Raw genomic sequence first — 24,740 nt, 5'->3', positions numbered from 1 at the left:
TACCTTGCCCTTCAGCGCTTCTATGATCTAAAGCGCGTTTTCTGCTTATCTTGAGATTTACTTAATTTGTTGATCTACAATCGCTTGTGCATCTTGCGCAGCTTGTTCAGGTGTTGCTCCACCTAGTACCGATTGAATAGAGTTGGTGACTGCTTTTTGATTTTCAGAATTCAAAATAGTAAAACGAGGTTGGAATATAGTCTTTTTGTCTGCCCAATCGCCAGCAATTTTCAATTCTGGACTATCATAAGTGATATCTTTCAATGTTACATTTTGTCCTGTTTCATTTGCATACTGACTAGCCACATCCGGTTGACTCAAAAATTCAAGGAATTTTTTAGCTTCTGCTTGATGTTTAGAGCGACTATTTACACCTAACATAAATGTACTGGTGTGTACCCCTTCATATTTGGCTTGATCTGCCGATACAGTAATAGGTGCTAATAATGCTTGTTTTAGTTCTGGATTCTGTTTTGCATTCTGTGCTAGTTGATAAGAACCGCTTGCTAACATCGCTGCTTTTCCTTGAATAAATAAAGCACCTGCTGCTGCGTCTTTCGTTCCTAGCGAGTTGTCTTGGAAATAACCATTATCATTCAACTCTTTAAATTGAGTTAACGTTTTGACCCAGAATTCATCTGTTAATTTGGCTTGACCTGCTTCAACTTTGGTGAAAATATCTTCGCTTGGTTCGTTATTCATCACCATTGTATTCATTAACTGCCCTGGACCAATATCTGCTCCAGCAAAAGCAATCGGAATAATTCCGTTTTGTTTGAGTGTTGCACATAATTTAAGGAATCCATCCCAATCGGTTGGAGGGGTCAAATTATATTTTTTGAAAATTTCAGTATTATAGATCGGTTGGTTGTACACCAATTGATAAGGTAAAGCCCATTGCTTGCCATCTTTGGCACCTACATCAATTAAGTCTGCATTGTAATTTTTCAAAAAAGACTCATTGGTTAAATCTGTATATAGGCCTGCTTTGGATAAAGCTGCGTATTGTGCACCCGGGAAAGAAGCAAATACATCTCCTACAGAACCATCGGTTAATTTAGCTTGTGCTGTAGATTGATATTGATCTGAAGTTAATGTCTGCATATCTACTTTGATATTTGGATTTTTCGCTTCAAATTGATCAATGATTTTCTGAAACGCTTGTGTATCTTCTCCACGCCAATGTAAAAAGCTGATCGTTACTTTTCCATCTGCCGAGCTGTCCGAACTATTTCCACAAGCAGATAGAACCACCGTCAGTAGTAAAGTCAGTGCCAAAACAAAAGAAGATTTCATTTTTATATTTTTCATTACGCGTCCTCCATCTGCTGTTAGAATCTATTGGTACATCAGTAAAAATGATTATTGTCGTCAAAACCCATCATTTTAGTGGGAATACCATGATTTAGATCATAGCAATTTGATTGTAAACGAACAATGTCATTTTGTCTTGTATTATTTTGTCATTATGTAGTATATAATAAAGAAGTTAGATTACATTTGGAAAGGATGAAAGTTCAATATGCTTCGTTCTATTGAAACAAATCGTGAAGTGGTTGAACGGTTTCTTATTTCTCCTTCCTTATTCTCACAATCCGGAGGATTAAGAATTGCTCAAGCGGGTCGTTATTTTCTCAAAGCCCATAGTAGACGTTTATTTACAGGCATTGATAATTGCTTTTGGATCGCTAATCGACATGGCGGAGTGATTATTCATAAAGGTCAAAGTTATATTCTTGGCTCTTACAACGTATGGTGTATTTCTCCTAATGAGCCTTTTGAATATATTAATAATATGGATGAAGATCTGGAAACGTATTATATTTGTTTTACCGGTCCTCAAGCCAGATTACTTATAGAGCAAAGTGGTATGCATCAAGGATATAGTGAAGTTAGTGCAGAATTATTTGATCAATTACAAGAAAAGTTCGAACAGATTTTAGCTACTAATGAAGATTCCAATGAATTTAGCAGTGAATTGCGACGATTGGAATTGTTATATAGCATTTTTGCAGAATTATCTTCTGACCATCCTTCTCATGTGAATCATTATGTATCCGATGTATTATCATCGACAACTTCATGGATGGAAGAAGCGATCGCTTATATTCATAGTCATTATGATCGCGGGATTACAGTCGCAGATGTTGCCAGTCATGTCGGTGTACATCGTACTCATTTTAGTAAACAATTTCATCAGGTGCATCAGACTCCTCCAGCTGAATATATTCGTAGCCTCAAAATGAGCAAAGCACGTCAATTACTTACCGAAACCAATTATTCATTAGCAGAAATTGCTTACTCGGTCGGTTATCCTGATCTATTCTCATTCTCCAAAGCTTTCAAAAAACATACCGGAATCACCCCGAAAAAGTACAGAACAGAGCGCTTTTAAGCAAAATGGTAACTGAATGACTTATTTAGGTATTACCCGTTATCTACAACAAAAAAACCTTCAGTCTTTAATAGACTAAAGGTTTTTTTGGTATACATTTTTATGATTTATAGCTTAAAATTCATTTTTTGAAAGTGATATATAAATATTAAACAGATGGAGCGAACATGACTTGTTCAAATAAGTTTTGTACACTTTCCAAAGCTTCCAATTCGTCTTTACCACGAGTAGTTAATTCGATTTCTGTTCCAGCAGGGATAATCATCAACATCATACCCAAAAGACTTTTCACATCAACTTCTCTACGGTTGTCAGGGTTACCAAAAGAAATACGAATATCAGAAGCAAAGCGTGAAGCTTCGTTAGCGATTGCTGTTAGGTGACCTCTGTCTAAGTTTTGTTCTGTTTTGAATGTATTGATTCTCATTATAAAAGTTCCTCTCGTGCACTGATCGATGCAGTGCTTTGGTTTATTTTTTTGAATAATCATGTAATTTACATCATTTGCATACATAAAGCTTATCCGTACATCTTTTTGCAAAAATAGCCCCTCAAAATACCCCTACCGCATATATCGGCAGAGGCTTGAGTATTTAGTACAGCATGTTCAATATTTGATGACTGCGATATTATTGCAATGTTAAATCTTTATACCAGGTTAATTCGTCTCCCGCTTGATTGCGGAATGTTAAAGTAAACTTGCCTTCTTCACCAGCAATACGTCCATCATAAATAAAGCCGAAATTGCGATGATCGCTACTTGCATAAAATCCATTATTGCCTTCTTGACCGTTCTTCACAGCTTCATCAAATGTAGCTGATTCACTGTAACCTGGCCCAGTCCAGTCTAAATTGCTTACCAAGTATCCTTCAGGAAATTCATTTAAACGTACAAAAAATTGCCCCGGCCCTTGTTGCACAATTGTAATATCGACTTGACCTTCATTCGCAGGTGTTAGCTCTGGCTTAGCAGCAGGAACACTTTCATTTCCACTATCTGTTGTGCCTGTAGCACCTTCTGTACTCGACGATGTTCCGTCTGTACCGGTTGCTGAATCTGTACCTGTTGCAGGCTGGTCTGTACTTCCTTCTGTTGAAGGAGTTGCAGATTCGGTTGGTGATTGTTCTGTGGTTCCATTATCCGTGGATGACGGTTGCTGTGTACTATTGCCAGAACAAGCGCTGATAATCAAAAAAAGTAAAACGAGCGCTCCACCGAGTAACGATTTGGATAAGCGATTCATTGAGCAATCCTCCGCTCCAGATGCTGTTATTTCAATTGCAGACGGTGTGCCACATGCAGGGTTGGACCTACAAATTCGTTCAGACGGAATCCGTTAGCAATTGCTTGAGTAATGAAGTTTTTCGCGTCAGCATAAGCATCTTTGACCGACAATCCTTTAGCAAGTCCAGCTGTTACGGCTGCAGAAGTGGTACAACCTGCACCATGTGTAAATTCCGTTGCAATCGCATCAACTTCGAACCAGTCAAATGTTTTGCCATCATACAATAAATCCAATGCTTTGCCTTCTTTGATCTTGCCGCGTGTTTTGATTAATACGTGCTTCGCTCCACGCTCATAAATAATAGCAGCTGCTTGCTTCATTTGATCTTCTGTAGTGATAGGACCTGTTTTAGCCAATTGAGAAGCTTCAAACAAGTTCGGAGTCACTAGATCTGCACCAGGAATCAAGAATTCTAACATCGCTTCTGTATTTTCCGGTTGAAGAACTTCATCTGTGCCTTTGCATACCATTACAGGATCAATAACTACGCGATCCATAGGATAACGATTCAGATGATGCGCCACCAGTTCAATAATGTCTACTGAACCTAACATACCTGTTTTCAAAGCATCAAATCCGATGCCATCTAACACGGTACGCAATTGCGCTTCCACCACGTTCAGATCAATAGGGAATACTTGATGATCCCATGTTTTAGGCTCCATAGCAACAATCGTTGTAAGAACGGTCATTCCATATACGCCCAATTCCTGAAAAGTTTTTAAATCGGCTTGAATACCAGCTCCACCGCTTGTATCTGATCCGGCTATAGTTAACGTTTTAGGTATAGTCATCTTTGTATTTCTCCTTCACTACATAATAGTTTATTTTAGCATAAGCTTACATGAGAATGAACCTTTTTCTTGAAATAAAATGTAATTTTCATTGATTATTTCTTCAAACTGTCATAAATTCATCTTTTTCGATAGACTTTAATTTGACCACCATTTTGAATAACATCTGCGTAATCAAAAATAGATACCATCGTAGTCGCTAACCATGGTTGTATCCAACTTTGACCCATTTTAGTAAATATGTAATCCGGTGCAATACAAAAACTAGCATGAATAGCTTGCTCTTCCGCATTGTTCCAGATAAGTACATCTAAAGGTTCAATCATTCCTAGCTGGGTTGTATCAGTAATCGCAAAAACTTGGTCATAATTAAGAGCATCTAATGAACGTAAAAAAGGAGCTTGATGTAACCATAACTGGATAATAGAATCTGTATGATCAGGTGAACTTGCTAACGCCAATGTAGCTGCAAAACAATTTGCTCCACATTGATCTGCAAAAGAACCGTTATATTGTTCGACTCGATTTTTCACAAAAGGATGCACATCAATAGAGCCGATCTCTTTAATACCTCTAGGATGGTCTTTCATTTGCTCTAACATCCATTGCTGTATCCAATTATTCTTCATCTCCATAGGATAAGTTTGCCAGAGGTCAGAAGTTAATAGCAAATAAGAATGCTCACCATAAGGAAATCGATTAGACATACTCTCTATTGTGGAGATATACTCAATAGCTTGCTTATCATAATATTTCAGTTCATTTTCCTGATAGACTTGACCTCTTTGTAAAATATATTGCTCCTGAAAAATAGCTTGAAGCAAATCAGCAGACACTTGAGCACGCTGATCTGAACTACACATCCATACATAAGTTTTATAAGGAATCTCCCATAAATTATAAATAAATCCATAATCAATATAAAAAGAAGGATACGTATCATAAAATTCAGCTTGAGTGAATATTACAAATCCTTGATTCAGAAGTTGATGAACAATCTCTTCATTTTGTATAAAAAAAGGTTCATAAAAAGGTAAAAAATGTTCTCCCCAATAATCAAGCTTATCTGCTGAAATTTTCCATTCCTTTAGATAACGTTGTGAAGCAGACTGTATATTAGACATTAGCTTGTTCCTCATAATATTTCGCCATTTCTACAATCATTGCACCCATTCGTTCATTTTCGGGAGATACGATGCGTGTGATGCCTGCTTGAGTGAGCGCTTCAGATGTTACTTTGCCTACAGATACAGCCAGTACTTGTTGATTTAGAGCAGATCGCAATTCATCCTCATATCCGTTCTTAGAAGCATCTTTGAATAAATAACGAACTTGAACAGCCGTAGTAAAGCAGATTGCATCGATTTGGCTCTGCTGGATATCTTTACGCAATTGCTGTAATGTCTCTGCTTCAGGCTCAATATTGAGATAAGGCAACAACGTATGTATAGATGAAGCACCTTTCGCTTCCAAAAACTGAACCAAATCTGGAGCAGGTTCTCCATGCAATTGTATCCATATTTGTTCTTTGGTAAAAGTAACTGATTCTAACTGTTCTTCCAGACCTTTCATCGTGCCATCTGAGTCTCGAATATCCGGTGCTAGTTCTTGCGTTTTGAGAAAGTTATATGTTTTGTAACCACGGATTGCGATTTTGGCTTGTTGAACAGTTTGAACAAATGCGTCTTTGATTCCCAGGCGATCTGCGGCATCGAACAACGCTTTGGCACCTATCCCTGTTGTGAAAATAACCCATTCTGGTTGATTTTCGATAAATAGACGTAATTCTTGCTCCATCTCTTGCTCTTTAAATGTAGTTACCCCTTGTAACGATCGAACAATAGCGGTTCCACCTTGTTTTTGGATCAATGATGACATTTCGTCTAATTTTCTCGAACCTGCGATCACAATCGTTTTGCCACTCAACGGCTTGGCTACTTTATTCATCGTAATCCCCCCTCAAACATTCTGTTTCTACTATTAAACACTTGGCTATATCAGTGCGACCAATAAAATTAAAATTGATTTTCATTTTAGCAAAATAGCCTTACTAGATGTAATAATCATTTCAACTTTCTATATCTTACAATGTTACTTGGTTTTTGGTAACCCCTTGTGTTGAAGATGCTTTTGTAGAAGCTTGTACCCGACTGATCACATAAGAAATACACAGGAATCCGATTAATCCAACGATAGCGATTATGATCGACATTCCGTATGCAGGAACCCATACGCCTAAAGTGATCCCTAGAGCGGCTATTGCTCTTGCTCCTTGTGTCCCTATTCCATTGACAGCCATATAAGAACTACGTGATTGATCGTTGATAATTTGAGCTAGTAAAGACTGACGAATAGGCACATGGATTAATTCACCTACAGTAGCTAACAACATCGCTCCAACAAGTATCCATAATGTATTGCTAAATGCTATCACTGCAAAACCGGTAATATAGATCAGAACCGCTATATTCATCCAAGAAATTTGACGTTTGGAACGACGGATCACGCCAGCAAGAAATAAAGAAAGAAGTACAATCCCGATTGTATTTTCGATCTGAATCATGCTTAGAATTTTGATACCGTTTAGTTCTAACTGCCAATTGCCCCAGATCAACATCGATTGTGGAACAAATTCTTTTTGCAGACGAACTCCTATATATTGAGTCAGATGAAATTCAGTAGATAACAATAGCATATTTCCCAAAACAAATATAATAAAAAGTCGATCTTTCCACACTTGATGATAATTGCGAATAATCAATTTTCCGCTAGTAAGGATATTCCACCGCTTGGTCTGTTGTGCACTGGCTTGTGGTACATACGTTTCTGTAATCAAAAAGACTGTAATTAACCAGATCAGCAACCCTGTGACCGTCAATAGTCCAAACAACTCCATCCGATGTGAACTGAACAGTGCTCCACCAATAAATGCTCCGAATGTAATCGCGAGATTGATCGACCAATAATTGACGCTATACATTAATGTACGCGTCTGTGGTGTACTTACATCAATTAACATAGCATCTGAAGCCGGTATAATTAGACCATTGCAGAGACTATGTACAATCATCATCGCAAATGTAATCCATGCAGACTGTAAGTACGGCGAGTTAGCTAGCATCATACCGAGAAAAGCTAGACATTGAATACCTTCTCCCCATACCATTAACTTTTTACGTCCCCACCGATCTGCCAAATACCCACCATACAATCCTGCAATAAGCTGAACCATTAAGCTAGAAAATAATAAAACACCTGCAATACCTGCACCAAGATAGCCAGCAAAATAAATCGCCATAAATGGAAAAATCATTGTTCCTGTTAATCTGGTTATAAATGTAGTCAAAATACGCAGTTGAATAGTTCGATGTAGTTGCAAAAATTCCATTTCTAATTCCCCCTCTTCCAGTTCTTTTATTATCAACTGGAGAAAGAGGAAGAAAAAGAGTAAGATTAAATCAATCGTTTCCCCTTTTATAAATTGTAACTCAGCAACACTTAGGAGAGTAAAATATGAAACATCAAGAGCATTACATAACCATTCTATTATCATTAGATGATCCAGCTATACATAGTACACATACACTAACGATTGATCATTTAGCCTCTCTTCTGCACTGTACAACCCGCAATGTCAAATGGATTATACGTAAATTGCAAGAAGAAGGATATATTCACTGGCAAAGCGGTCGTGGTCGTGGACATCATTCTACGCTAACGATACTCCACTCACTTGAACATGTATTAAGTCTCTATTTTGAGCAACTGCTTACTCAAGGTAAATTGCAAGAAGCTGCGCAATGGTTACAACATCCACAGTTACCCCATACTTATATTCAACGACTTCAATATCGGCTTGAACAGCAGTTTGGACTTCATATCGAACATCACGGTTCTCAGACACTCGACGTGTTACGGATTAACCAGAGTCGTATTTTAGAGTCATTAGACCCAGCATTTGTATTTACAGCTTTTGAGTCTCATTTAATCGGTCAAATGTGTAACTTATTAATAGCTTATCAAGCAGAATCGCAGACGTTTGTGCCTCAATTGGCTCATTATTGGGAAAGCGACGATACCGATCAATGTTGGACGTTTTATTTACGTAAAGGTGTTCGATTTCATCATGGTCGAACTTTAACGGCTCAGGATGTGAAATATACATGGGAGCGTCTACGCGATCTCGATTCACCGGCTTTTTGGCAATTTACACATGTTGAATCTGTAGTCATTCATAACGATTATACGATCAGCTTTGTTCTACAACGGTCTGATCCCTTTTTCTTGAACTATATTAGTTCATTGTGTATGTCGATTCTTCCGCATGATCATGATATAGCGGATAAAGGTCGACAATTGGTCGGAACAGGAGCTTTTCGCTTAACGACGGCTAGTGAGGATCATATTATATTAGATGCTTTTGATGGTTATTTTGAAGGAAGATCGTTGTTGGATCGGGTTGATATTTATTTTGTGACAGCTGATTATCAAGCAGACCGACGTTATCAGCTATTTCGTCAGAATAAAGCTACCGATTATACTGATCCAGCTCAAGTGAATTACAAAGTGATTGGATGTAACTTTATTATGTTCAATTTTTGCAAAGAAGGGATTCAGCACGATTTCACTTTTAGGCAAGTGATTCATATGTTGTTGGATCGTCCGTTATTGACAGAGCAATGTTCTGATTATTGGCTCAAGCCTGCTTACAGCTTATTTCCGTGGAAAAGTAAACAAACACATGCTCCTACATATTCATTAGAACAAACACGTGAATATCTGCAACAAACAGACTATCAAGGGCAACCTTTGAATCTAAATTATCTGAATCGAGCAGAGAACCATGCAGTCTGTCTATGGCTACAAGATCGTGCGCGTTCGATAGGTCTGACCATTAATCTATGCCCGCGCGATTCATTTGCTTCTCAAGCAGTGATGCAAGAAGCTGATTTATTTATGGGGCAAGAAATGTTAGAAGAAAATATCGTCTGGGGATTGCTTAACTTTTTTAGTAACCGCTCGACTTATGTACGTCAATTATTAAATCCTGCTCAGTTAAAAGAGTTAGATCAATTATTGGTTCCTTTTGTAGCAGCACCGTTGCCTGATTATAGTAAGCATGTTGAAAAGATTGAGCAGTTTTTACACACTTCGTTTTTATTTATACCTGTCTATCATTCCAACCAAAAGTTGTTATTTGATCCTTCTTTTCAAGGGTTATATCCTGATGCATTTGGTTGGATCGACCTATCGAAATTATGGATTAAGCCTACGCTATCGTAAAAAGACTGAACCTTATTATCAAGGCTCAGTCTTTTTGGTTTTAACTATTCTATTTATATTCTATTTAATAGCACTTTATTATGGATTTAACTCGGGCGTTCTATCGTAAATTGTTGTGCAAGTCCTGCGTAATTATTGCCTGCAAGACGAGCGACAGGTTTCAATACATCTGCCCAGATATAGAAGTGCTCTGCATCGACTACTTTTTCATCAAAATGGTAACAAATAATACGTACAAGCAGTAAATCTTGTACAACTTCACCGCTATCATTACTAATCGGTACATGTTGTTCTAACACACATTCAAAACGAATCAACGCTTCTTCAAGACCAGGAACTTTTATTTTGTCACTAGGAATTGTATGAAGAGTTGTTAATTCAAGTTCGCTTTGATCGCCTGGTAGTGAAGCAGCTGTATGGTTCATCTGCTCGGTTAAGTCTTCATGCACAATATGAACTACTAACTCTTTATTTTCGATGACATTACGTGCGGTATCTTTCATTTCTCCATTTTTGCGTGCCACCGAAATAGAAAGCATCGGTGGATCAGAAGCCACGATATTAAAATAACTAAATGGAGCTAGATTAAGCACCCCTGTATTGGATTGACTGGTAACAAAAGCAATCGGTCTGGGAATTACAGAACCGGTGATTAATTTATAATTATCTATATTAGTAATAGATGTGGGATCGATCGTAATCATAATCATTCTCCTTTTTTTCTTCTATAGAATACGTATCCTTTTATACTTTAAACTAAATTACGATTTTCTTACCAAATCGAATGGAATAAGGATAGCAAAAAGCCAACCTAACTCCTCAAAATAGGAATTAAGTTGGCTTACTCCAATTAATTACATACCGTGTTTAACATTAACACGTTTGATAAACAATGCACACACCAGACCGATCGCCGCAATCACCACAGCAAAGATAAAGGCATGTTGTACCCCTACTGTAAATGCTGCTAATACATTCGACGGATCTTTCGGATTAGCGACACCACTCAAGAAGTTAGCACGACCAGCACTCAGAATACTTACAGCGAGCGCTGTACCGATAGCTCCAGCAACTTGTTGTAGTGTATTCATAATCGCTGTACCATCTGGATAGTATTCACGTGGCAACTGATTCAGACCATTGGTCTGTGCTGGCATCATAATCATTGATATACCCACCATTAATGAAGCGTGTAACCCAATAATCAGACCCACCGGAGTTGTAGAATGAATTCTAGTGAATAAGAATAATACAATCGTAGCGATAGATAAACCAATAATCACTAACCATTTCGGACCGAATTTATCAAATAAACGACCCATGACTGGTGACAAGAAACCATTCAATAGACTACCTGGCAACAATACAAGACCTGCACCCAATGCAGTCAACGCCATACCTTGTTGCAAGTACAATGGCAAGATCAACATAGACGATAAGATCATCATCATACAAATAAATACAAGAATCAGACCGATTGTAAACATCGGGAATTTGAATGCTCGCAAGTTGATCATCGGTTGCTTCATTTTCATCTGGCGGAAGCCAAATAATAATAGAGATACTGCACCCAATAATAAAGTTCCGATTACAACAGGGCTTCCCCAACCGCCAGAACCTTCACCTGCACTACTGAATCCGAATACGATACCACCGAATCCAAGTGTAGATAATACAATCGAGAGAATATCGATTTTGGGCTTGGTGATTGTCGATACATTTTCTAAGAACATCACTCCAAAGATCAAAGCGATCACAAGAAACGGCAACGAAATCCAGAAAATCCAGTGCCATGTTAGATTAGCTAAAATCAGACCTGAAATTGCAGGCCCAATCGCTGGTGCAAACATAATAACTAGACCGATCAAGCCCATCGCTGCTCCACGCTTCTCAATCGGGAAAATAATAAGAATCGTATTAAATAGCAATGGTAATAACAATCCAGTACCTACAGCTTGCAACACACGAGCAATTAACAAGATTTCAAAGTTAGGTGACAATGCAGCTACAATCGTACCAACAATCGAAAATGTTAAAGAAGTAATAAATAATTGTCTTGTACTGAACCATTGTAGTAATAATCCAGATACAGGAACCAGAATACCTAACACCAATAAATATCCTGTTGTTAACCATTGAATTGTTGCTTCATCTACACTAAGTAATCCCATCAAAGAACTGATCGCTACATTCAATGCAGTTTCACTGAATAAGCCGATAAATCCACTTAATAACAATGAAATCATAATCGGTAATACTTTGTACTGTCTTCCTTCTGGCTGACCTTTGATAGCATCTGCGTTCATACGTACGTCCACGTTCCCATCCTCCTAAAACTGTCTCTATCTATTGTTTATTTTGTTAATACAGCTGTCTTCATGATAGCCGATAAGTAATCGGCGGCGATCAACATCGGTTGTTTACTTTGATTGGTTAGGGAAATAATCAAAGCACCTTCCATCATTGATATCATGAGCAATGCAGCTTCTTTGGCACGAACTTCTAAAGCACCTTCTTGTTGCAAACGTTCTGCAATCACTTCTTGCCAATCGATAAAAACATCCTGACAAGCGGATCGTAGTTTGTTACTTATACATGACGTTTCTACTGCTGCCCAAAAACTAAAAGGCAGAAAGCCAGTAAACCCGGATTTTTCAGTATCATCTGCCATATCGCGAATAAAAGCTTGAATTGCATCGCCTGTTGTTTGATGTTGTTCAAAAACAGATTTGAACTTTTCCAATACATGATGATTGGTTTTCTCAATACATACATAGGCTAATTCTTCTTTGCCATTCGGAAAATAATGATACAAAGAACCTTTAGGCGTATCACTTTCTTTGATAATCTGACTTAATCCTGTAGCATGATACCCTTGTGAAAAGAAAAGTCTTGCAGCTGTCTCTACAATCAGATCGCGTGAGTTAGACTTTTCAGCCATATGTTCACATCCTTCAAATTCATTATAACGATCGGTCTACATAATTAAAACGGTTTTCGGCAATATTGTCAAACTTTTATTTTATTCGTTTATTTGATTACGCTTTCCTTCGATTTCCCCTTATTGTTCTATAGAAAGATGTCGATAAATATCAATAATATCGTCTACAGGCATTCGCACAAGACTGCTAGAAGACGGAGCTACAAATTCTCGTATTCCTTCTATAATGGGCTCTTTTTGAAATCCCCATGATGCTTTAGCTTTTTGACTGTATTGAAGATACACTCCTTTACCGACAAAACAAGCGATTTGGGGTTGATAGGTTTTTAGCTTTTCTCGTAATTGTTGACGACCTGTTGCATATTCTTCAGGCAAAATATCTTCTGCTCCACGGGTAGGACGGGAAACGATATTTGTAAATCCATAACCTATTTCTAATAAATCATGATCTTCGTCCGGTCTATACAATCGATCCGTAAGACCAGATTCGTAAAGAATTTTCCAAAACCGGTTACGTGGATTGGCATAATGGTGCCCTACTTCTCCTGAACGTAGACTTGGATTAAATCCGATAAATAAGATCGATAAGCCTTTTTTCAAATGATCTTGAACTTCTGACATATATAGTCCTCATTTCCTATAACATTTTTTCCTTTTTTTCGACAAAATATATACAAAATATGAGTCTATTGACCGATATATATTTTAACAGCTTCATAATTACTCATTTATCACCTTAAAAGTTGACCTGACCCTTACAATTCAAACGGTTTTCTAAAAATATATAAAAGCAAAGGAATGATTAGCATGATTAAATTAAACGAACAAGAAATTTATGCTGTCCTTCATAAACAATTAAGCAAAAATTTCCCTATACAAACATTTGACCTTCGTTACCATATTGAAGCAGACCAACGCTTAATTGATGAAAAAGGATCCGTTCACCTGACCAACAAACATTACTGGGTTAAAGTAATGGAGTGCACATACCCTACGCACTCTCGTCCTATTCTAATGAGCGAAATTATTTACTTTTTGAGACAAGAATATATGGACAGTACGATTCGTGTATATTTGCAACAAGATTCTCTTGGTATTGTCACTGCTTCAGCAGAGATTTCTTTTCAAGATGCAGTTACATTAGAGCCTGAACAATTGAAAAGCTTGATCGATATCGCTTTGATTAGCAAAGACAAAACATGGTTTGACGAATTAACAGCAATGTACTTGAACTTAACGCGTCCACTACCAAGTCACACTTCCATCTAACAATCAAATAAGTAGTCTATGATTGGTTTACTCCACAGGAGCCTTTTCCCGCCAGAAAAGACTCCTGTTTTTTATATCCAGATTAAATGGTATGATAAGAATTAAAAACGGGTAAATGATACATATCTAAAGGAGGTACATTTATGGAACCAAATCAGCCTTACCATCCGCCTGGCAATCAGAATCCTCCCCCATTTGCTCCTTACCCACCACAATATCCGATGACTAATAACGGAAAAGCAATTGCAGCACTTGTTTTAGGTATTTCTTCTTTAGTTGCTTTGTTGATGTTACCTGGTATCGGAATTGTTATTGGTATATTAGGCATTATTTTCGGGATTCTTGCACTTAAAGAATTAAAAACACGTAGACAAGCAGGTCAAGGAATGGCAATAGCAGGATTAATCTGCGGTGCTTTAGGCACACTCATTCATTTGATTATGATCGCTTTTATCGTATTTGCTTTTATTGCGGCATTTGCGTATGGAACAAATGAAGGATCGTATAGTGAAGATTCATATTATGAAGATGGTGTGGAAACAGATATCAACACCGATTCTTTTTACTAATATGTAACACGAAGCCAAAAGCATGAAAAAACCGGTGCAGATACGCATCGGTTTTTTTGTTGATCCATTCGTTCTTTTGATCGTAGCGTTACATATAAGACAATATTCAAGAAGCATCACTATAAAATCGAACTTGAATATTTGAAGGATCTGTCAACCATAATTGCCCTTCTGTTTCTTCTACAGGGATACCGGCTGCTCTAGCACGATCAGCAACTTCTTGAATAGAAGCCTGATCTGGCATTTTCAATGTGTAATAACTGATACCTGCGGCATTTGCCGGAGCGATAGGAGCACCAACACCTGCCCATACATTGAGTCCTAAGTGATGATGATAACCACCCGCAGAGATAAATAATACACTGCGATCGTCAGTAAGCATAATTTCAAATCCTAATATATCCACATAAAATTGACGAGCCGCTGCTAAAGTAGGCACATGGAAATGAACATGTCCGATTATTGTACCTGCGGGTAACCCTGTCCATTCTTTGCCTTCAGCCAGTGCTAATAACCCATCTACATCAACAGGATCGGTTCCCATAATATATTGCCCGCGTTCGTCTTTTTGCCATGTTGAACGAGGACGATCTGCATAGATTTCAATACCGTTATTATCAGGATCATTCAAATACAATGCTTCACTAACAAGATGATCACCTTGCCCGATTTGTTGGTTACGCATCGCTAAATTACGAAGCACCAATCCTAAGCTAGTCCGATCAGGTACAAGAATAGCAAAATGATATAAGCCAGCCGCAGATTGGCGTGGTAAAATCTGCGCATTTTCGATTTCTTCTAATTGAAGTAAAACAGTATGTCCATCCGCAGTTAAGTCTGCTGTGGTATCGTCTTGACGTAATATTTTAAGTCCAATAACCTCTGTGTAATAAGTTAATGAACGTTCTAATTGGCTAATACGAAGTTTGACCAGCCCGATTTGAAGTGCTGGATTAATAATAGGAGTATTCATAGGAAAGTCCCTTTCTTTTCATTAGTTATTTTATATAAGTATATTACCATTTAGAAAGTAACTATGCAAGTATAAGTTAATATAAACAGCGTATATGTAAGTATTGATTGTAGATCGTTAATTTGGAGTGATAATAAAAAAAGTGATCTTCGAAAAGATCACTTTGGGTTGTACTTATATGATTACATACTGATTATTTATTAACTGCACATTATTGTCTAACGATTAGTTATTTAAATCAGGTTCTGTTCCCCATACAAGATCACCTTGATAGTAAACAGCTACTTTATTCCACTCTGTTAATTCAGAAGTATCTTTGTAGGAATAATCATTTGCTTGAGAAGGTCCGCTTTGATTTTTCTGGATTGTAAATGTCATTGGACCTGTTTCTCCACCTGCTCTAATGATTCCTGCTTCTGCATTAAATAGCAATTCGATATAGCTATCTGCTTGTGCATATGTTTTTTCCAGACTAACAAAGTTAGGCTCGATATTTCGAGAACCGAAGCTTACGTTACTCGCAGAGAAATTTTTGGCAGTCAAATCTTTACCACCATTGAAATAGTAACGTACACGAATATCACTCAAGTTCACAGGTGTACCGCTAGTGTTCATAATATTAAATGTAGGTTGGATGCTGTTGCTACCTGCTGTTGTACCTGATTTGTATTGCAACACGATCGAATCTTTTACATTGCCGGACATTGCCATCGGTGTAGCTATAACAGGCATCGACAATTGACTCATTTGTCCATCACCGTATACTGCATTAACAACGTAACCATAGATTTGACCATTTGTTACAGAAGTATCTGTATAGACTGCATCGGTTACACCTGTTGTCAAAACAGTCGTTTCGTTGGCTTTAAAACTGTCATACGTATTGTTTACTACATTATAACGTCTTACGTTGTAACTTTTGGCATTATCAACAGGAGCCCAAGTTAAAACGACTTGTTCAGAACCTGCACGAGCATTCACTTGAGAAGGTGCGGCTGGAGCAGAAGGAGTATCCCAGTTAATATCGTTTTTCACTACATTGCTTTCGATTGCAGCATTAACGCTAGGCGCCACAAGAAAACTTCCCGCCGTTGTTCCCAGAATAGTAGCAGCAAGTATAAGTGAAGCTTTTTTAGATTTGTTTCCCATGAATCATATACCTCCGTATTGTTTTTTTTAGATATAATTGCTCGGTAAAATGTTTTGCGTCTCATCATGCTGTTAAGTATTCGGCTCTATTCTTCTATGTTGATATTGTAATGATTTTCTGTGCTCCTTTCTTCTTTATCATTCTGTACATTGTTAGAATATAGCGGTTACACAACCTCTAACAACAGAGCCTCGTGAATGATTATTAAACAGTAAGTATTGCGTTTAAACACATGATTCAACAAAAAGTAACATTTTTGTCATTGTACATAATTAGCGTTATCATTTCAATCGTCAAGAAAATGACAATTCCTATTGAGACTATAGAAGTTAAAAAAAGGCATAATAGAGTAGAACAATCTTACATCGGTAGAGGAGAATATACAGTGAAATCATTATTAACGTCTCTATTTATACTCAATATACGCACTTCTATTAGCTTCACTTCCTTGCTGATTGGCTTAGTGATAATAACCGGCTGTAGCGCATCACAATCAACAACAACTTCCCCTTCATCAGAGTCACCAAGTACATCTGTACATACCGAACATTCTATGTCGATGGATCATATAGGCACAACAGCTACTGCGCCAGAAGGTAGTGTCACGAAGCGCCCTACTCAGATAACAACGCCACCGCAGACGATCACAAGCAAAATGATCAATTTAACTGCCCAAACGTCTTATTTAGAAATTGAAAAAGGTAAATATTTGCCTGTATGGACATTCAATCGTTCTGTACCTGGCCCACAGATCGAAGTGACAGAAGGCGATATAGTGACGATCCATTTAAAAAATAAACTTAACGTGCCTCTTTCGTTACATGTTCATGGTGTCGTCTTACCAAATGATATGGACGGCGTGCCCGGAATGACTCAAGATGCGATTCAACCGGGGGACAGCTTCACTTATACGTTCAAAGCGAATCATGCAGGTACGTACTGGTATCATTCTCATCAAGATAGCTTAAATCAGATTGGTAAAGGGTTATACGGCTCTTTTATTGTGAAGAAAAAGCAAGATTCTGTCTCTGCTGATCATACACTGGTACTGGACGAATGGTCAGATCCCAATACAACTGCTCCTGAAAGTGAAAGTAATATACTAGCTATCAATAGTAATCTAGGTGCTTACAATATCTATACGGTTAATGGACGAAGCGGAAAATCTATTGAACCGATCGTAGTTCATCAAGGGGATCATGTACGTTTGCGATTGATTCATGCAGGTAATATGACTCAGACATTATATATTCATTCCCCTGCTTATCGTGTCACAGCAACTGATGGACAAGATATCAATCAACCGCAGGTATTGAAAAATGGATTACTGGTTATCGCTCCTGGTGAACGGTATGATATCGAATTTACAGCAGATCAGGTGGGTCTATCGTGGATAGGTATGGTCGGAGAGTCTACATTTGCACAATCTGTTCGTATTCCTATTCTAATCGAGAAGGATAATAGTCAACCTACTGCAACTGAAATAGAGCAACAGATTACAGCACAGCAAGCACAGATGGCATCTATTTCAGATGGTAACCAAGCGGCGCTTGATCTTACAACATATGGTCAACCAACTACAAGTGATTTTACATTATCTTCTGCATTTGATCGTGAATACACGTTAGATTTGGATATGGGTGTAATTGATGGTAAAATGTCATATACGATTAATAAAGAAGCCTATCCTCAAGTTAGCCAGCTCAAAGTGAAAACAGGCGAAGCTGTCAAAATAACGTTAATTAATGAATCGAAAAATGAAGATCACCCTATGCATCTTCATGGTCATTCATTTGAAGTATTATCCAAAAATGGTCAAGCATTAACAGGCTCACCGATCTGGAAAGATACTATCAATGTGCGCCCCGGTGACACTTATGTCATTGCTTTTCGCGCAAATAACCCGGGGATGTGGATGGTGCATTGTCATGAACTTCATCACGCATCTATGGGCATGATGACTGATGTCATCTATGAAGATTACAAATCGCAATATCAACCTGATCCAGAAGCAGGCAATATTTCAGAGTAAGAAGTTTTTGCTATTTTTGATATTCGTTACATTAGTGTAAATAAAACCATAAGATAATTGTTTATTATAGTTATATTCTCCCCTTGTAGTAGATAGTGAGAAAATGTTCATTCCTAAATGAACCCCTACACTTCAACTAGAAGGGATTTTTTATTACGCTTCAAATACAATATACAGGCAATGTATAGAATCCTATCAAATTGTGTTTTACACATACCGATGTAGTATGATAGATAAGAATGTTACACCATCCAGATATACATCCATTTACCAAGAATATCATATGTGCAAATTAGGATAAGCTAATATGCTGTACTTACAAATCATAAGTTTAATCTGTCTAAAGGTGGAGTCGACGACACAATGAGAGAATCGCTTCGAAAGCTTAAAATCTTACAGTTATTCACAGCTTTATATCGCGCTAAAATTATAAGGATACTGATTCCTGTAGCTATTCTAGCCATTATTTTTGTATATGGAAGACATGAGATTCAGAATATCAATTTAGCTAAAATTATTCATGAGTTACGTATGATGCCTGTTCATATCGTTATTCAACTAATCATTGCTTCTTTTATCGCTGTATCGGCAATGAGTACTTACGATTATTTAATACGAAAGCAGTTCAAGCTTGATGTGAATTGGAAAACAACTTATCGGTATGCATGGATCGCAAATACATTCAACAATATGATTGGGTTTGCTGGTCTTACCGGTGTAGGCTTACGTACATTGCTGTATAAGAAAAGCGGCGTCCCTATGAAAACGATGGGTGCTGCAGTACTTTTCTTATCTCCTATTGTATTAGTAGGATTGTCTTTGCTCGGCTGTTTGACATTGATCGGTGTGTTTCCAGTTGAACCTATTTTTCAGGAGCATCCATGGCTTCGATTAGGAGTATGGGGAGTCTCATTATATCTACCGTTCTTTTTATTAATGCAACGTTCTTCATTATTTGCGAAATGGTTCCATAAAGGAGATGGCAAGTTACCCTGGAAAGTCATTGCCGCTTCGATTGGCTCTTCTTTACTTGAATGGGCTTGTGCGGGTACATTGTTCTGGCTATTCGCTTTTTATGATCTGAATCATTTACCGTTTGCTCCGGTATTCGGTGTGTACGTTGTAGCTGCGATTGCAGGGATTATTAGTATGGCTCCTGGTGGTATCGGGGCATTTGATCTGATTGCTTTGCTTGGATTACACACCTTAGGTGTTGATCCATCGCGCGCGCTAACGATTTTGTTATTATTCCGTATTTTCTATTTTGTTGTTCCGTGGTTGATCGGTTTGGTATTGGCTGCTTTTGAAATGAGTCCAAGCACTAAGCAAATGCGTGACATGCTATCGACCAGTCTGGATGCTTCGCGTAACACATGGGTTAAATTTTGGGGATGGCCTTCTCAATTTGGCTTACTAAGTGATCTAGGTGCATGGGCACTCGGCAAATTAGTTTTTGCCAGCGGCGTTATTTTGCTGTTATCGGCGGCAACTCCCGGCTTGATCGATCGTTTACGTTTTATGGAGCATCTATTGTCTTTACCGATTATGCGCTTCTCTGAACAATTGTCTGTTATTATCGGGATTATGCTGATTATTGTATCACGGGGTATTTCGCTTCGTATTCGGCGTGCATATTTGCTGACAGGCGCTTTGCTGTTAACAGGGGCTATTTTCACCTTTGCCAAAGGGTTCGATTACGAAGAAGCGATTATTCTACTGATCGTAGCATTGGTACTATGGGTGTCACGTGCTCGCTTTAATCGTGAAAGTACTAGCATTTCTATACGTAGTATCTGGATCTGGGCGTTACTTGCTTTTATTTCAGCATTATCGTATTACTTGATTGGTACACATATTCATCCTGCTATTTTGCGACATTTGCCATTACGTGCACAGCACTGGTTTTTAGACCCGCACGAATATGCGGTTACAGCGGTGATTGGATTTATCGGGGCTTTGATTTTGATAGCCTCTATCTTCACTCTTCGTCCGCATCGTTATACAGGTGTTCGTCCAGATGAAGCACAGATCGAAAAGTTTACAGATTTTATTGGTAAAGAAGACGGTAATCTGCTGACTCACCTTCTGTATCTAGGTGATAAAAACTTTTACTGGGCGCAAAATGATCAAATTTTAATCCCTTATTCTCGTGTACGTGATAAATTAATTGTACTCGGTGATCCAATCGGAAATAAAAATTTGGTCGGAGCAGCTATTCAAGAGTTCCAAAGTTATGCTGACCATTATGCTTTAACTGTAGTCTTTTATCAGGCGGCACCTGAATATTTATCCATCTATCATGAAAATGGTTATAACTTCTTTAAGCTTGGTGAAGAAGCGCTTGTACCATTAGATACCTTTACACTAAGTGGTAAAAGTAATCAAAACTTGCGAACAGCTAAAAATAAATCTGATCGAGAAGGACAGACGTTTGAAGTACTGTCTCCGCCTTATCAAGCGGATCTATTAGCAGAGCTACGTCAGATTTCCAATGAATGGTTAGGCGATCGTAAAGAAAAAGCTTATTCGTTAGGTTGGTTCAATGAACCGTATATCCAGCGTTCTCCACTGGCTCTACTTCGTAATGCAGAAGGTCAGATTTTAGCGTTTGCAACACTGGCTCCGGCTTATGACCAGAATCAAGTGATTTCCATCGATCTCATGCGTCACTTGAATGACACGCCAAATGGTACGATGGATGTATTGTTTGTGTGCTTGATCGAATGGGCAAAAGAACAAGGATATTCTTATTTCAATCTAGGCATGTCTCCACTGTCCAGTGTAGGGGAAAATCAAAATGCACATCGTGAAGAAAAATTAGCACGTCTAGTGTTCCAATATGGAGGGCACTGGTATGGATTTGAAGGATTACGCCGATACAAAGAAAAATTCTCTCCTGAATGGCAAGCTAGATATCTAGCGTACCCCGCAGGGATGGCACTTCCTATTCTTACCCTTGATCTGGTACGTCTGGTCTCACGTCGTCCTGAACAAGCAGAATCAGTGTGATACATGTAGAGACACAAAAAGCTCCGAACTCACTTCACAGTGGATTCGGAGCTTTTTTATACGATCTTATGAATAACGATTAATTATTTTACAGCTTCTAATTTGGTGATAGTCATTGATTTGATTTTATCATCACCAGGGATCGCTTTTTCAGTATACTGGAAGCTTACTTTTGATTCTTCTTTCAAGTTTCCTGCTACTGTTTGAGCTGCATCACTTAATTGGAATACCATCGGTTGACCATCTACCATGATTTCAGCAGAATGTTCGTCTGCTAATCCTGTAAATGTACCTGTTGCACTTTTCGTTTCAGCGGCAGAAGAATCTGTTGTCGTGTCAGTAGCTTCGTTGTTATCGTCTGCTTCTACACTTTCTTCTGTTGTTCCAGCTGTATTATCATCTGTAGATTGGTTGTCCTCTACACTTTCAGATGAAGAATCATCTGTCGTTCCTGTAGCAGGTGGTGTCACCTCTGTAGTTGTGTTGGTTTCTGTAGTACCGGTGCTACCATTTTCAGCAGGAGCTGTTGCTGGTTGCTCCTTATTGCCACATGCCGCCAACATTAGAATGCCGACTAACAAGATTAATGCAAATGGAGTCCGTTTCAGTAGTAATTGAATATTTCGTTGCATCATAAATGCACCTCCTCAAGTAATGTAACGCATAACTGTGGCAAAAGTTGCAGACGATCACCTATTCAGCATCCAAGCGTATATAAAGATCATACCAGATTGACACGACTCCGCAAAATTTTTGTCATTTTGCAGAGATAGCTTTTGGATTCTGAACAGCTATTACTTTACCAATCTATACAAAAGGGACTACGATACTGGTCTATTATTGCGCCAGTACAGCAGTCCCTTGAAGTATTTATCTTGATGCACAGTATATTAAGGAATATACTGCTGTACGATTTGACTTACTTGTCCATCTTTTATTGTAATGTGGTATGGAAATACCGTAGGATCAAGTAGATCAGGTTTTTGGAAAATCGCATTTAGCTTTTGAATACTAACAGGCTCATTCCAATTGGTATCAATATCTTTCCATTGACCTGTATGATCATAAATTTGCATCAATACTTTTGGATTAGCTGCTACTGCATAATTATATGTTTGTGTATCATCATTAGTAATGTAGTAACCATCAGGTGCTCCATCAATGCCACTATTCGGATTTTCTTTATTAAATTCAACATTCGCTGCTTCTCCGAGGTACCAGTTGATAGGATCAACAGTCAGTTCATAGTTGCCATTGTTAGAATCACGGTCAATTTTGTTGATAAACACAGTATAAGTTCCGTCTGCCGGTACATTAGCAGCAGGTGCATACGTATCTGCATACACGCTTTGTGTAACTGTAGCAGCATCGGCTGTGACCGTTCCTGAAGTCTGAGTCAAGCTTCCAGAAGTCAAGAGGATCAATGAAGCAGCCCCTGCACCAAAAATACCCATCATCGTTTTAAACATCGCTTCATCTCTCCTTAAAATGGTCGGTCAGCTCAATAGACCGCCAACAATAATGTGTTGGTAACTGATTAACCTTGTGTAGCCTTTATTACCCGTATTACGTACTTACAGAACCATGTAACTTTTTTCCAATTAGTGATTCTTGTATGATTTTTATCTTGTTCAGGTGTGAGTAAGTGGCTTACTTCTATATTCAGTATACTGCAAATATTTTATGCAAAAGTTGCAATAAAGTTAAAAGTGAATAACAAAATTAATACCTTGTCCTAATACCTGCTCTAAGCGTTCGAAAGAAGTTTATTGTGAAAAGATTAGAATTGTATGATGCGGTTATATATAACGTAGTACACCACAAACAACGAGGAGGAATTCATAATGTCAGAAGAATCACATATCGTTAAAAAAGACGGAGAAATCGCAACAGGACAGGTGGAAACTACACTAAATCGTTTGAGTGATGATCAAAAAGAAGATATTTTAAGCAATTTTGAATCGTTTAAGTCTTATTTGGGCAAACGTATTCAACTTGGGGAATCTATCGGATTAGGCGAAGAAAAATTAGCTAAAATTGCACAAAAAGTTGCTGATTATCTAGCTACTCACGAAGAACCACGTAACCGCGAAGAGAAATTGTTATATGAATTGTGGAAAGTCGGCGATGAAGACCAACGTCACAAACTGGCTCACTTGTTAGTACGTATGGTTCAAGCAGACAAATAAAACAATTTGTCATTTATGCCTCTAGCAAGATTATGTTGCTTATAAATAATATATATCAAAAGAATCTGCTCCTGAAGCATCAGTGTCTGATGATAGACACGTTGACTTCAAAGCAGATTTTTTTGTTGCGATGGTTAGGCTATTTTAACGATTACGATAACTTGACTTACTACGCCATACTTTTCTTTCGATTTGTTCATAATGATAAATGCCTAACTCCATCAAGCTTTTAGCGAGTGATATTCGTGTAAATACTCTATGTACTACAACAGCAATCAAAACTCCTAAGAAAGCTCCGGCAAGCACATCTGTAGGATAATGGACACCTGTCCAGACTCTAGCAATAGCGATACCTGAAGCAAGAATCAACCATATCCAACCATCGCGACGACGGAATAACCAGATCGTCATAGCAATAACAAATGCACCTAACGCATGATTACTTGGAAAAGAAGCATTAGCTTCATGATGAACTAACTGGAATACTTCATGATCGACAAAGGGTCGATCCCGGTAAAATAATTTACCTAATATCCAGCTTGTTGTAAATCCGATTAGTGCCGACAATAAAGCTTGCGTAATCATACGACGATTAGCGTGTGCGCGTGTAAACCAATAAATCAATGCTCCAATCACAAAAAACACAACAGCATATTTTGATAAAAATAACATCAATGGATTTATAAATGAAAACATGGTTGCTCCATCATTTATCCAGCGAAAAGCCTCATAGTCCACCTGTGAAACATTCAATTGCAGTTCCTCCTTTACATCCTAACCCAATATTTTAAAGCAATCATTTACTTTTATCAACTCAGTGTAAATTTAATGTAAACATAATGTAAAAATC

23 protein-coding genes are annotated in these 24,740 nt (G+C 38.0%); 7 read left to right on the top strand and 16 right to left on the bottom strand.

The features are described 5' to 3' along the window. Nucleotides 1-57: 57 nt before the first annotated feature. Entirely contained in the window at nt 58-1,311 is a 1,254-nt protein-coding gene (locus QCD85_RS18180; protein WP_301263464.1) for an ABC transporter substrate-binding protein, read from the bottom strand. Between the two features lie 211 nt (nt 1,312-1,522). Between QCD85_RS18180 and QCD85_RS18175 the strand changes: the two genes are divergently transcribed. Beyond that, nucleotides 1,523-2,395, top strand: coding sequence for an AraC family transcriptional regulator (locus tag QCD85_RS18175; protein WP_273616072.1), 873 nt, complete (start codon nt 1,523-1,525; stop codon nt 2,393-2,395). Nucleotides 2,396-2,543: 148 nt separating this feature from the next. Here the strand turns inward: QCD85_RS18175 and QCD85_RS18170 are convergent, their stop codons facing one another. The 6 genes from QCD85_RS18170 to QCD85_RS18145 all read right to left on the bottom strand — a co-directional run bounded on the left by QCD85_RS18170 (nt 2,544) and on the right by QCD85_RS18145 (nt 7,863). Next, entirely contained in the window at nt 2,544-2,822 is a 279-nt protein-coding gene (locus tag QCD85_RS18170; RefSeq protein ID WP_273616071.1) for an HPr family phosphocarrier protein, read from the bottom strand. 202 nt (nt 2,823-3,024) lie between these two features. After that, entirely contained in the window at nt 3,025-3,639 is a 615-nt protein-coding gene (locus tag QCD85_RS18165; protein ID WP_301263463.1) for a hypothetical protein, read from the bottom strand. 26 nt (nt 3,640-3,665) lie between these two features. Further along, the gene (gene thiD, locus QCD85_RS18160; protein ID WP_273616069.1) at nt 3,666-4,475 is read right to left on the bottom strand and encodes a bifunctional hydroxymethylpyrimidine kinase/phosphomethylpyrimidine kinase; all 810 of its coding nucleotides are present in this window, start codon (nt 4,473-4,475) and stop codon (nt 3,666-3,668) included. A gap of 119 nt (nt 4,476-4,594) precedes the next feature. Then, a complete protein-coding gene (locus tag QCD85_RS18155; RefSeq protein WP_301263462.1) occupies nt 4,595-5,599 on the bottom strand; it encodes a hypothetical protein in 1,005 nt (334 codons plus the stop codon). Beyond that, nucleotides 5,592-6,422, bottom strand: coding sequence for a uroporphyrinogen-III synthase (locus tag QCD85_RS18150; RefSeq protein WP_301263461.1), 831 nt, complete (start codon nt 6,420-6,422; stop codon nt 5,592-5,594). The genes QCD85_RS18155 and QCD85_RS18150 overlap by 8 nt, the downstream gene beginning before the upstream one ends. Before the next feature lie 136 nt (nt 6,423-6,558). Beyond that, complete coding sequence (locus QCD85_RS18145) at nt 6,559-7,863, bottom strand: MDR family MFS transporter (protein ID WP_301263460.1); 1,305 nt, start codon at nt 7,861-7,863, stop codon at nt 6,559-6,561. A 125-nt stretch (nt 7,864-7,988) separates the two neighbouring features. On the opposite strand from QCD85_RS18145, the gene QCD85_RS18140 reads away from it, so the two are divergent. After that, the gene (locus QCD85_RS18140; RefSeq protein WP_301263459.1) at nt 7,989-9,758 is read left to right on the top strand and encodes an ABC transporter substrate-binding protein; all 1,770 of its coding nucleotides are present in this window, start codon (nt 7,989-7,991) and stop codon (nt 9,756-9,758) included. An 86-nt stretch (nt 9,759-9,844) separates the two neighbouring features. Here the strand turns inward: QCD85_RS18140 and QCD85_RS18135 are convergent, their stop codons facing one another. From QCD85_RS18135 to QCD85_RS18120, 4 genes are all read right to left on the bottom strand, one after another. Continuing rightward, nucleotides 9,845-10,462: a flavin reductase family protein gene (locus QCD85_RS18135; RefSeq protein ID WP_273616065.1), complete on the bottom strand. Its 618-nt coding sequence runs from the start codon at nt 10,460-10,462 to the stop codon at nt 9,845-9,847. A gap of 150 nt (nt 10,463-10,612) precedes the next feature. Next, the gene (locus QCD85_RS18130) at nt 10,613-12,064 is read right to left on the bottom strand and encodes a DHA2 family efflux MFS transporter permease subunit (protein ID WP_273616294.1); all 1,452 of its coding nucleotides are present in this window, start codon (nt 12,062-12,064) and stop codon (nt 10,613-10,615) included. A 47-nt stretch (nt 12,065-12,111) separates the two neighbouring features. Beyond that, nucleotides 12,112-12,699 (bottom strand): TetR/AcrR family transcriptional regulator, encoded by a 588-nt coding sequence (locus QCD85_RS18125; protein ID WP_273616064.1) that lies wholly within the window; start codon nt 12,697-12,699, stop codon nt 12,112-12,114. Nucleotides 12,700-12,819: 120 nt separating this feature from the next. After that, nucleotides 12,820-13,320: a mismatch-specific DNA-glycosylase gene (locus tag QCD85_RS18120; protein ID WP_301263458.1), complete on the bottom strand. Its 501-nt coding sequence runs from the start codon at nt 13,318-13,320 to the stop codon at nt 12,820-12,822. 186 nt (nt 13,321-13,506) lie between these two features. On the opposite strand from QCD85_RS18120, the gene QCD85_RS18115 reads away from it, so the two are divergent. After that, nucleotides 13,507-13,968, top strand: coding sequence for a hypothetical protein (locus tag QCD85_RS18115; RefSeq protein ID WP_273616062.1), 462 nt, complete (start codon nt 13,507-13,509; stop codon nt 13,966-13,968). A gap of 143 nt (nt 13,969-14,111) precedes the next feature. Then, nucleotides 14,112-14,537 (top strand): DUF4190 domain-containing protein, encoded by a 426-nt coding sequence (locus QCD85_RS18110; protein ID WP_301263457.1) that lies wholly within the window; start codon nt 14,112-14,114, stop codon nt 14,535-14,537. Nucleotides 14,538-14,643: 106 nt separating this feature from the next. Here the strand turns inward: QCD85_RS18110 and QCD85_RS18105 are convergent, their stop codons facing one another. Both QCD85_RS18105 and QCD85_RS18100 read right to left on the bottom strand, forming a co-directional pair. Further along, a complete protein-coding gene (locus QCD85_RS18105) occupies nt 14,644-15,510 on the bottom strand; it encodes a VOC family protein (protein ID WP_274170098.1) in 867 nt (288 codons plus the stop codon). A 225-nt stretch (nt 15,511-15,735) separates the two neighbouring features. Continuing rightward, nucleotides 15,736-16,659, bottom strand: coding sequence for a cellulose binding domain-containing protein (locus QCD85_RS18100; protein ID WP_301263456.1), 924 nt, complete (start codon nt 16,657-16,659; stop codon nt 15,736-15,738). A gap of 386 nt (nt 16,660-17,045) precedes the next feature. Between QCD85_RS18100 and QCD85_RS18095 the strand changes: the two genes are divergently transcribed. Both QCD85_RS18095 and mprF read left to right on the top strand, forming a co-directional pair. Continuing rightward, entirely contained in the window at nt 17,046-18,692 is a 1,647-nt protein-coding gene (locus QCD85_RS18095; RefSeq protein WP_301263455.1) for a multicopper oxidase family protein, read from the top strand. Between the two features lie 363 nt (nt 18,693-19,055). Then, nucleotides 19,056-21,701: a bifunctional lysylphosphatidylglycerol flippase/synthetase MprF gene (mprF, locus tag QCD85_RS18090; RefSeq protein WP_301263454.1), complete on the top strand. Its 2,646-nt coding sequence runs from the start codon at nt 19,056-19,058 to the stop codon at nt 21,699-21,701. 83 nt (nt 21,702-21,784) lie between these two features. Here the strand turns inward: mprF and QCD85_RS18085 are convergent, their stop codons facing one another. Then, nucleotides 21,785-22,336 (bottom strand): hypothetical protein, encoded by a 552-nt coding sequence (locus QCD85_RS18085; protein WP_301263453.1) that lies wholly within the window; start codon nt 22,334-22,336, stop codon nt 21,785-21,787. Between the two features lie 255 nt (nt 22,337-22,591). Further along, a complete protein-coding gene (locus tag QCD85_RS18080; RefSeq protein ID WP_301263452.1) occupies nt 22,592-23,170 on the bottom strand; it encodes a hypothetical protein in 579 nt (192 codons plus the stop codon). A 375-nt stretch (nt 23,171-23,545) separates the two neighbouring features. Between QCD85_RS18080 and QCD85_RS18075 the strand changes: the two genes are divergently transcribed. Then, a complete protein-coding gene (locus QCD85_RS18075; protein ID WP_204824274.1) occupies nt 23,546-23,890 on the top strand; it encodes a DUF3243 domain-containing protein in 345 nt (114 codons plus the stop codon). Nucleotides 23,891-24,034: 144 nt separating this feature from the next. Here QCD85_RS18075 and QCD85_RS18070 read toward each other — a convergent pair whose 3' ends face one another. Further along, on the bottom strand, nt 24,035-24,643 hold the full coding sequence (locus QCD85_RS18070; RefSeq protein ID WP_301263451.1) for an undecaprenyl-diphosphatase: 609 nt from the start codon (nt 24,641-24,643) through the stop codon (nt 24,035-24,037). Nucleotides 24,644-24,740 lie beyond the last annotated feature (97 nt).

Source organism: Paenibacillus sp. PsM32 (assembly GCF_030433815.1).
Taxonomy (GTDB): Bacteria; Bacillota; Bacilli; order Paenibacillales; family Paenibacillaceae; genus Saccharibacillus; species Saccharibacillus kyungheensis.
The sequence above is the reverse complement of the archived record's forward strand: the minus strand, read 5'-3'. Positions and strand labels throughout refer to the sequence as shown.

What these genes read in the sequence shown, in the direction of transcription:
- QCD85_RS18180 (WP_301263464.1), bottom strand. Translation starts at nt 1,311, where the DNA reads ATGAAAAATATAAAAATGAAATCTTCTTTTGTTTTGGCACTGACTTTA.
- QCD85_RS18175 (WP_273616072.1), top strand. Translation starts at nt 1,523, where the DNA reads ATGCTTCGTTCTATTGAAACAAATCGTGAAGTGGTTGAACGGTTTCTT.
- QCD85_RS18170 (WP_273616071.1), bottom strand. Translation starts at nt 2,822, where the DNA reads ATGAGAATCAATACATTCAAAACAGAACAAAACTTAGACAGAGGTCAC.
- QCD85_RS18165 (WP_301263463.1), bottom strand. Translation starts at nt 3,639, where the DNA reads ATGAATCGCTTATCCAAATCGTTACTCGGTGGAGCGCTCGTTTTACTT.
- thiD (WP_273616069.1), bottom strand. Translation starts at nt 4,475, where the DNA reads ATGACTATACCTAAAACGTTAACTATAGCCGGATCAGATACAAGCGGT.
- QCD85_RS18155 (WP_301263462.1), bottom strand. Translation starts at nt 5,599, where the DNA reads ATGTCTAATATACAGTCTGCTTCACAACGTTATCTAAAGGAATGGAAA.
- QCD85_RS18150 (WP_301263461.1), bottom strand. Translation starts at nt 6,422, where the DNA reads ATGAATAAAGTAGCCAAGCCGTTGAGTGGCAAAACGATTGTGATCGCA.
- QCD85_RS18145 (WP_301263460.1), bottom strand. Translation starts at nt 7,863, where the DNA reads ATGGAATTTTTGCAACTACATCGAACTATTCAACTGCGTATTTTGACT.
- QCD85_RS18140 (WP_301263459.1), top strand. Translation starts at nt 7,989, where the DNA reads ATGAAACATCAAGAGCATTACATAACCATTCTATTATCATTAGATGAT.
- QCD85_RS18135 (WP_273616065.1), bottom strand. Translation starts at nt 10,462, where the DNA reads ATGATTACGATCGATCCCACATCTATTACTAATATAGATAATTATAAA.
- QCD85_RS18130 (WP_273616294.1), bottom strand. Translation starts at nt 12,064, where the DNA reads ATGAACGCAGATGCTATCAAAGGTCAGCCAGAAGGAAGACAGTACAAA.
- QCD85_RS18125 (WP_273616064.1), bottom strand. Translation starts at nt 12,699, where the DNA reads ATGGCTGAAAAGTCTAACTCACGCGATCTGATTGTAGAGACAGCTGCA.
- QCD85_RS18120 (WP_301263458.1), bottom strand. Translation starts at nt 13,320, where the DNA reads ATGTCAGAAGTTCAAGATCATTTGAAAAAAGGCTTATCGATCTTATTT.
- QCD85_RS18115 (WP_273616062.1), top strand. Translation starts at nt 13,507, where the DNA reads ATGATTAAATTAAACGAACAAGAAATTTATGCTGTCCTTCATAAACAA.
- QCD85_RS18110 (WP_301263457.1), top strand. Translation starts at nt 14,112, where the DNA reads ATGGAACCAAATCAGCCTTACCATCCGCCTGGCAATCAGAATCCTCCC.
- QCD85_RS18105 (WP_274170098.1), bottom strand. Translation starts at nt 15,510, where the DNA reads ATGAATACTCCTATTATTAATCCAGCACTTCAAATCGGGCTGGTCAAA.
- QCD85_RS18100 (WP_301263456.1), bottom strand. Translation starts at nt 16,659, where the DNA reads ATGGGAAACAAATCTAAAAAAGCTTCACTTATACTTGCTGCTACTATT.
- mprF (WP_301263454.1), top strand. Translation starts at nt 19,056, where the DNA reads ATGAGAGAATCGCTTCGAAAGCTTAAAATCTTACAGTTATTCACAGCT.
- QCD85_RS18085 (WP_301263453.1), bottom strand. Translation starts at nt 22,336, where the DNA reads ATGATGCAACGAAATATTCAATTACTACTGAAACGGACTCCATTTGCA.
- QCD85_RS18080 (WP_301263452.1), bottom strand. Translation starts at nt 23,170, where the DNA reads ATGTTTAAAACGATGATGGGTATTTTTGGTGCAGGGGCTGCTTCATTG.
- QCD85_RS18075 (WP_204824274.1), top strand. Translation starts at nt 23,546, where the DNA reads ATGTCAGAAGAATCACATATCGTTAAAAAAGACGGAGAAATCGCAACA.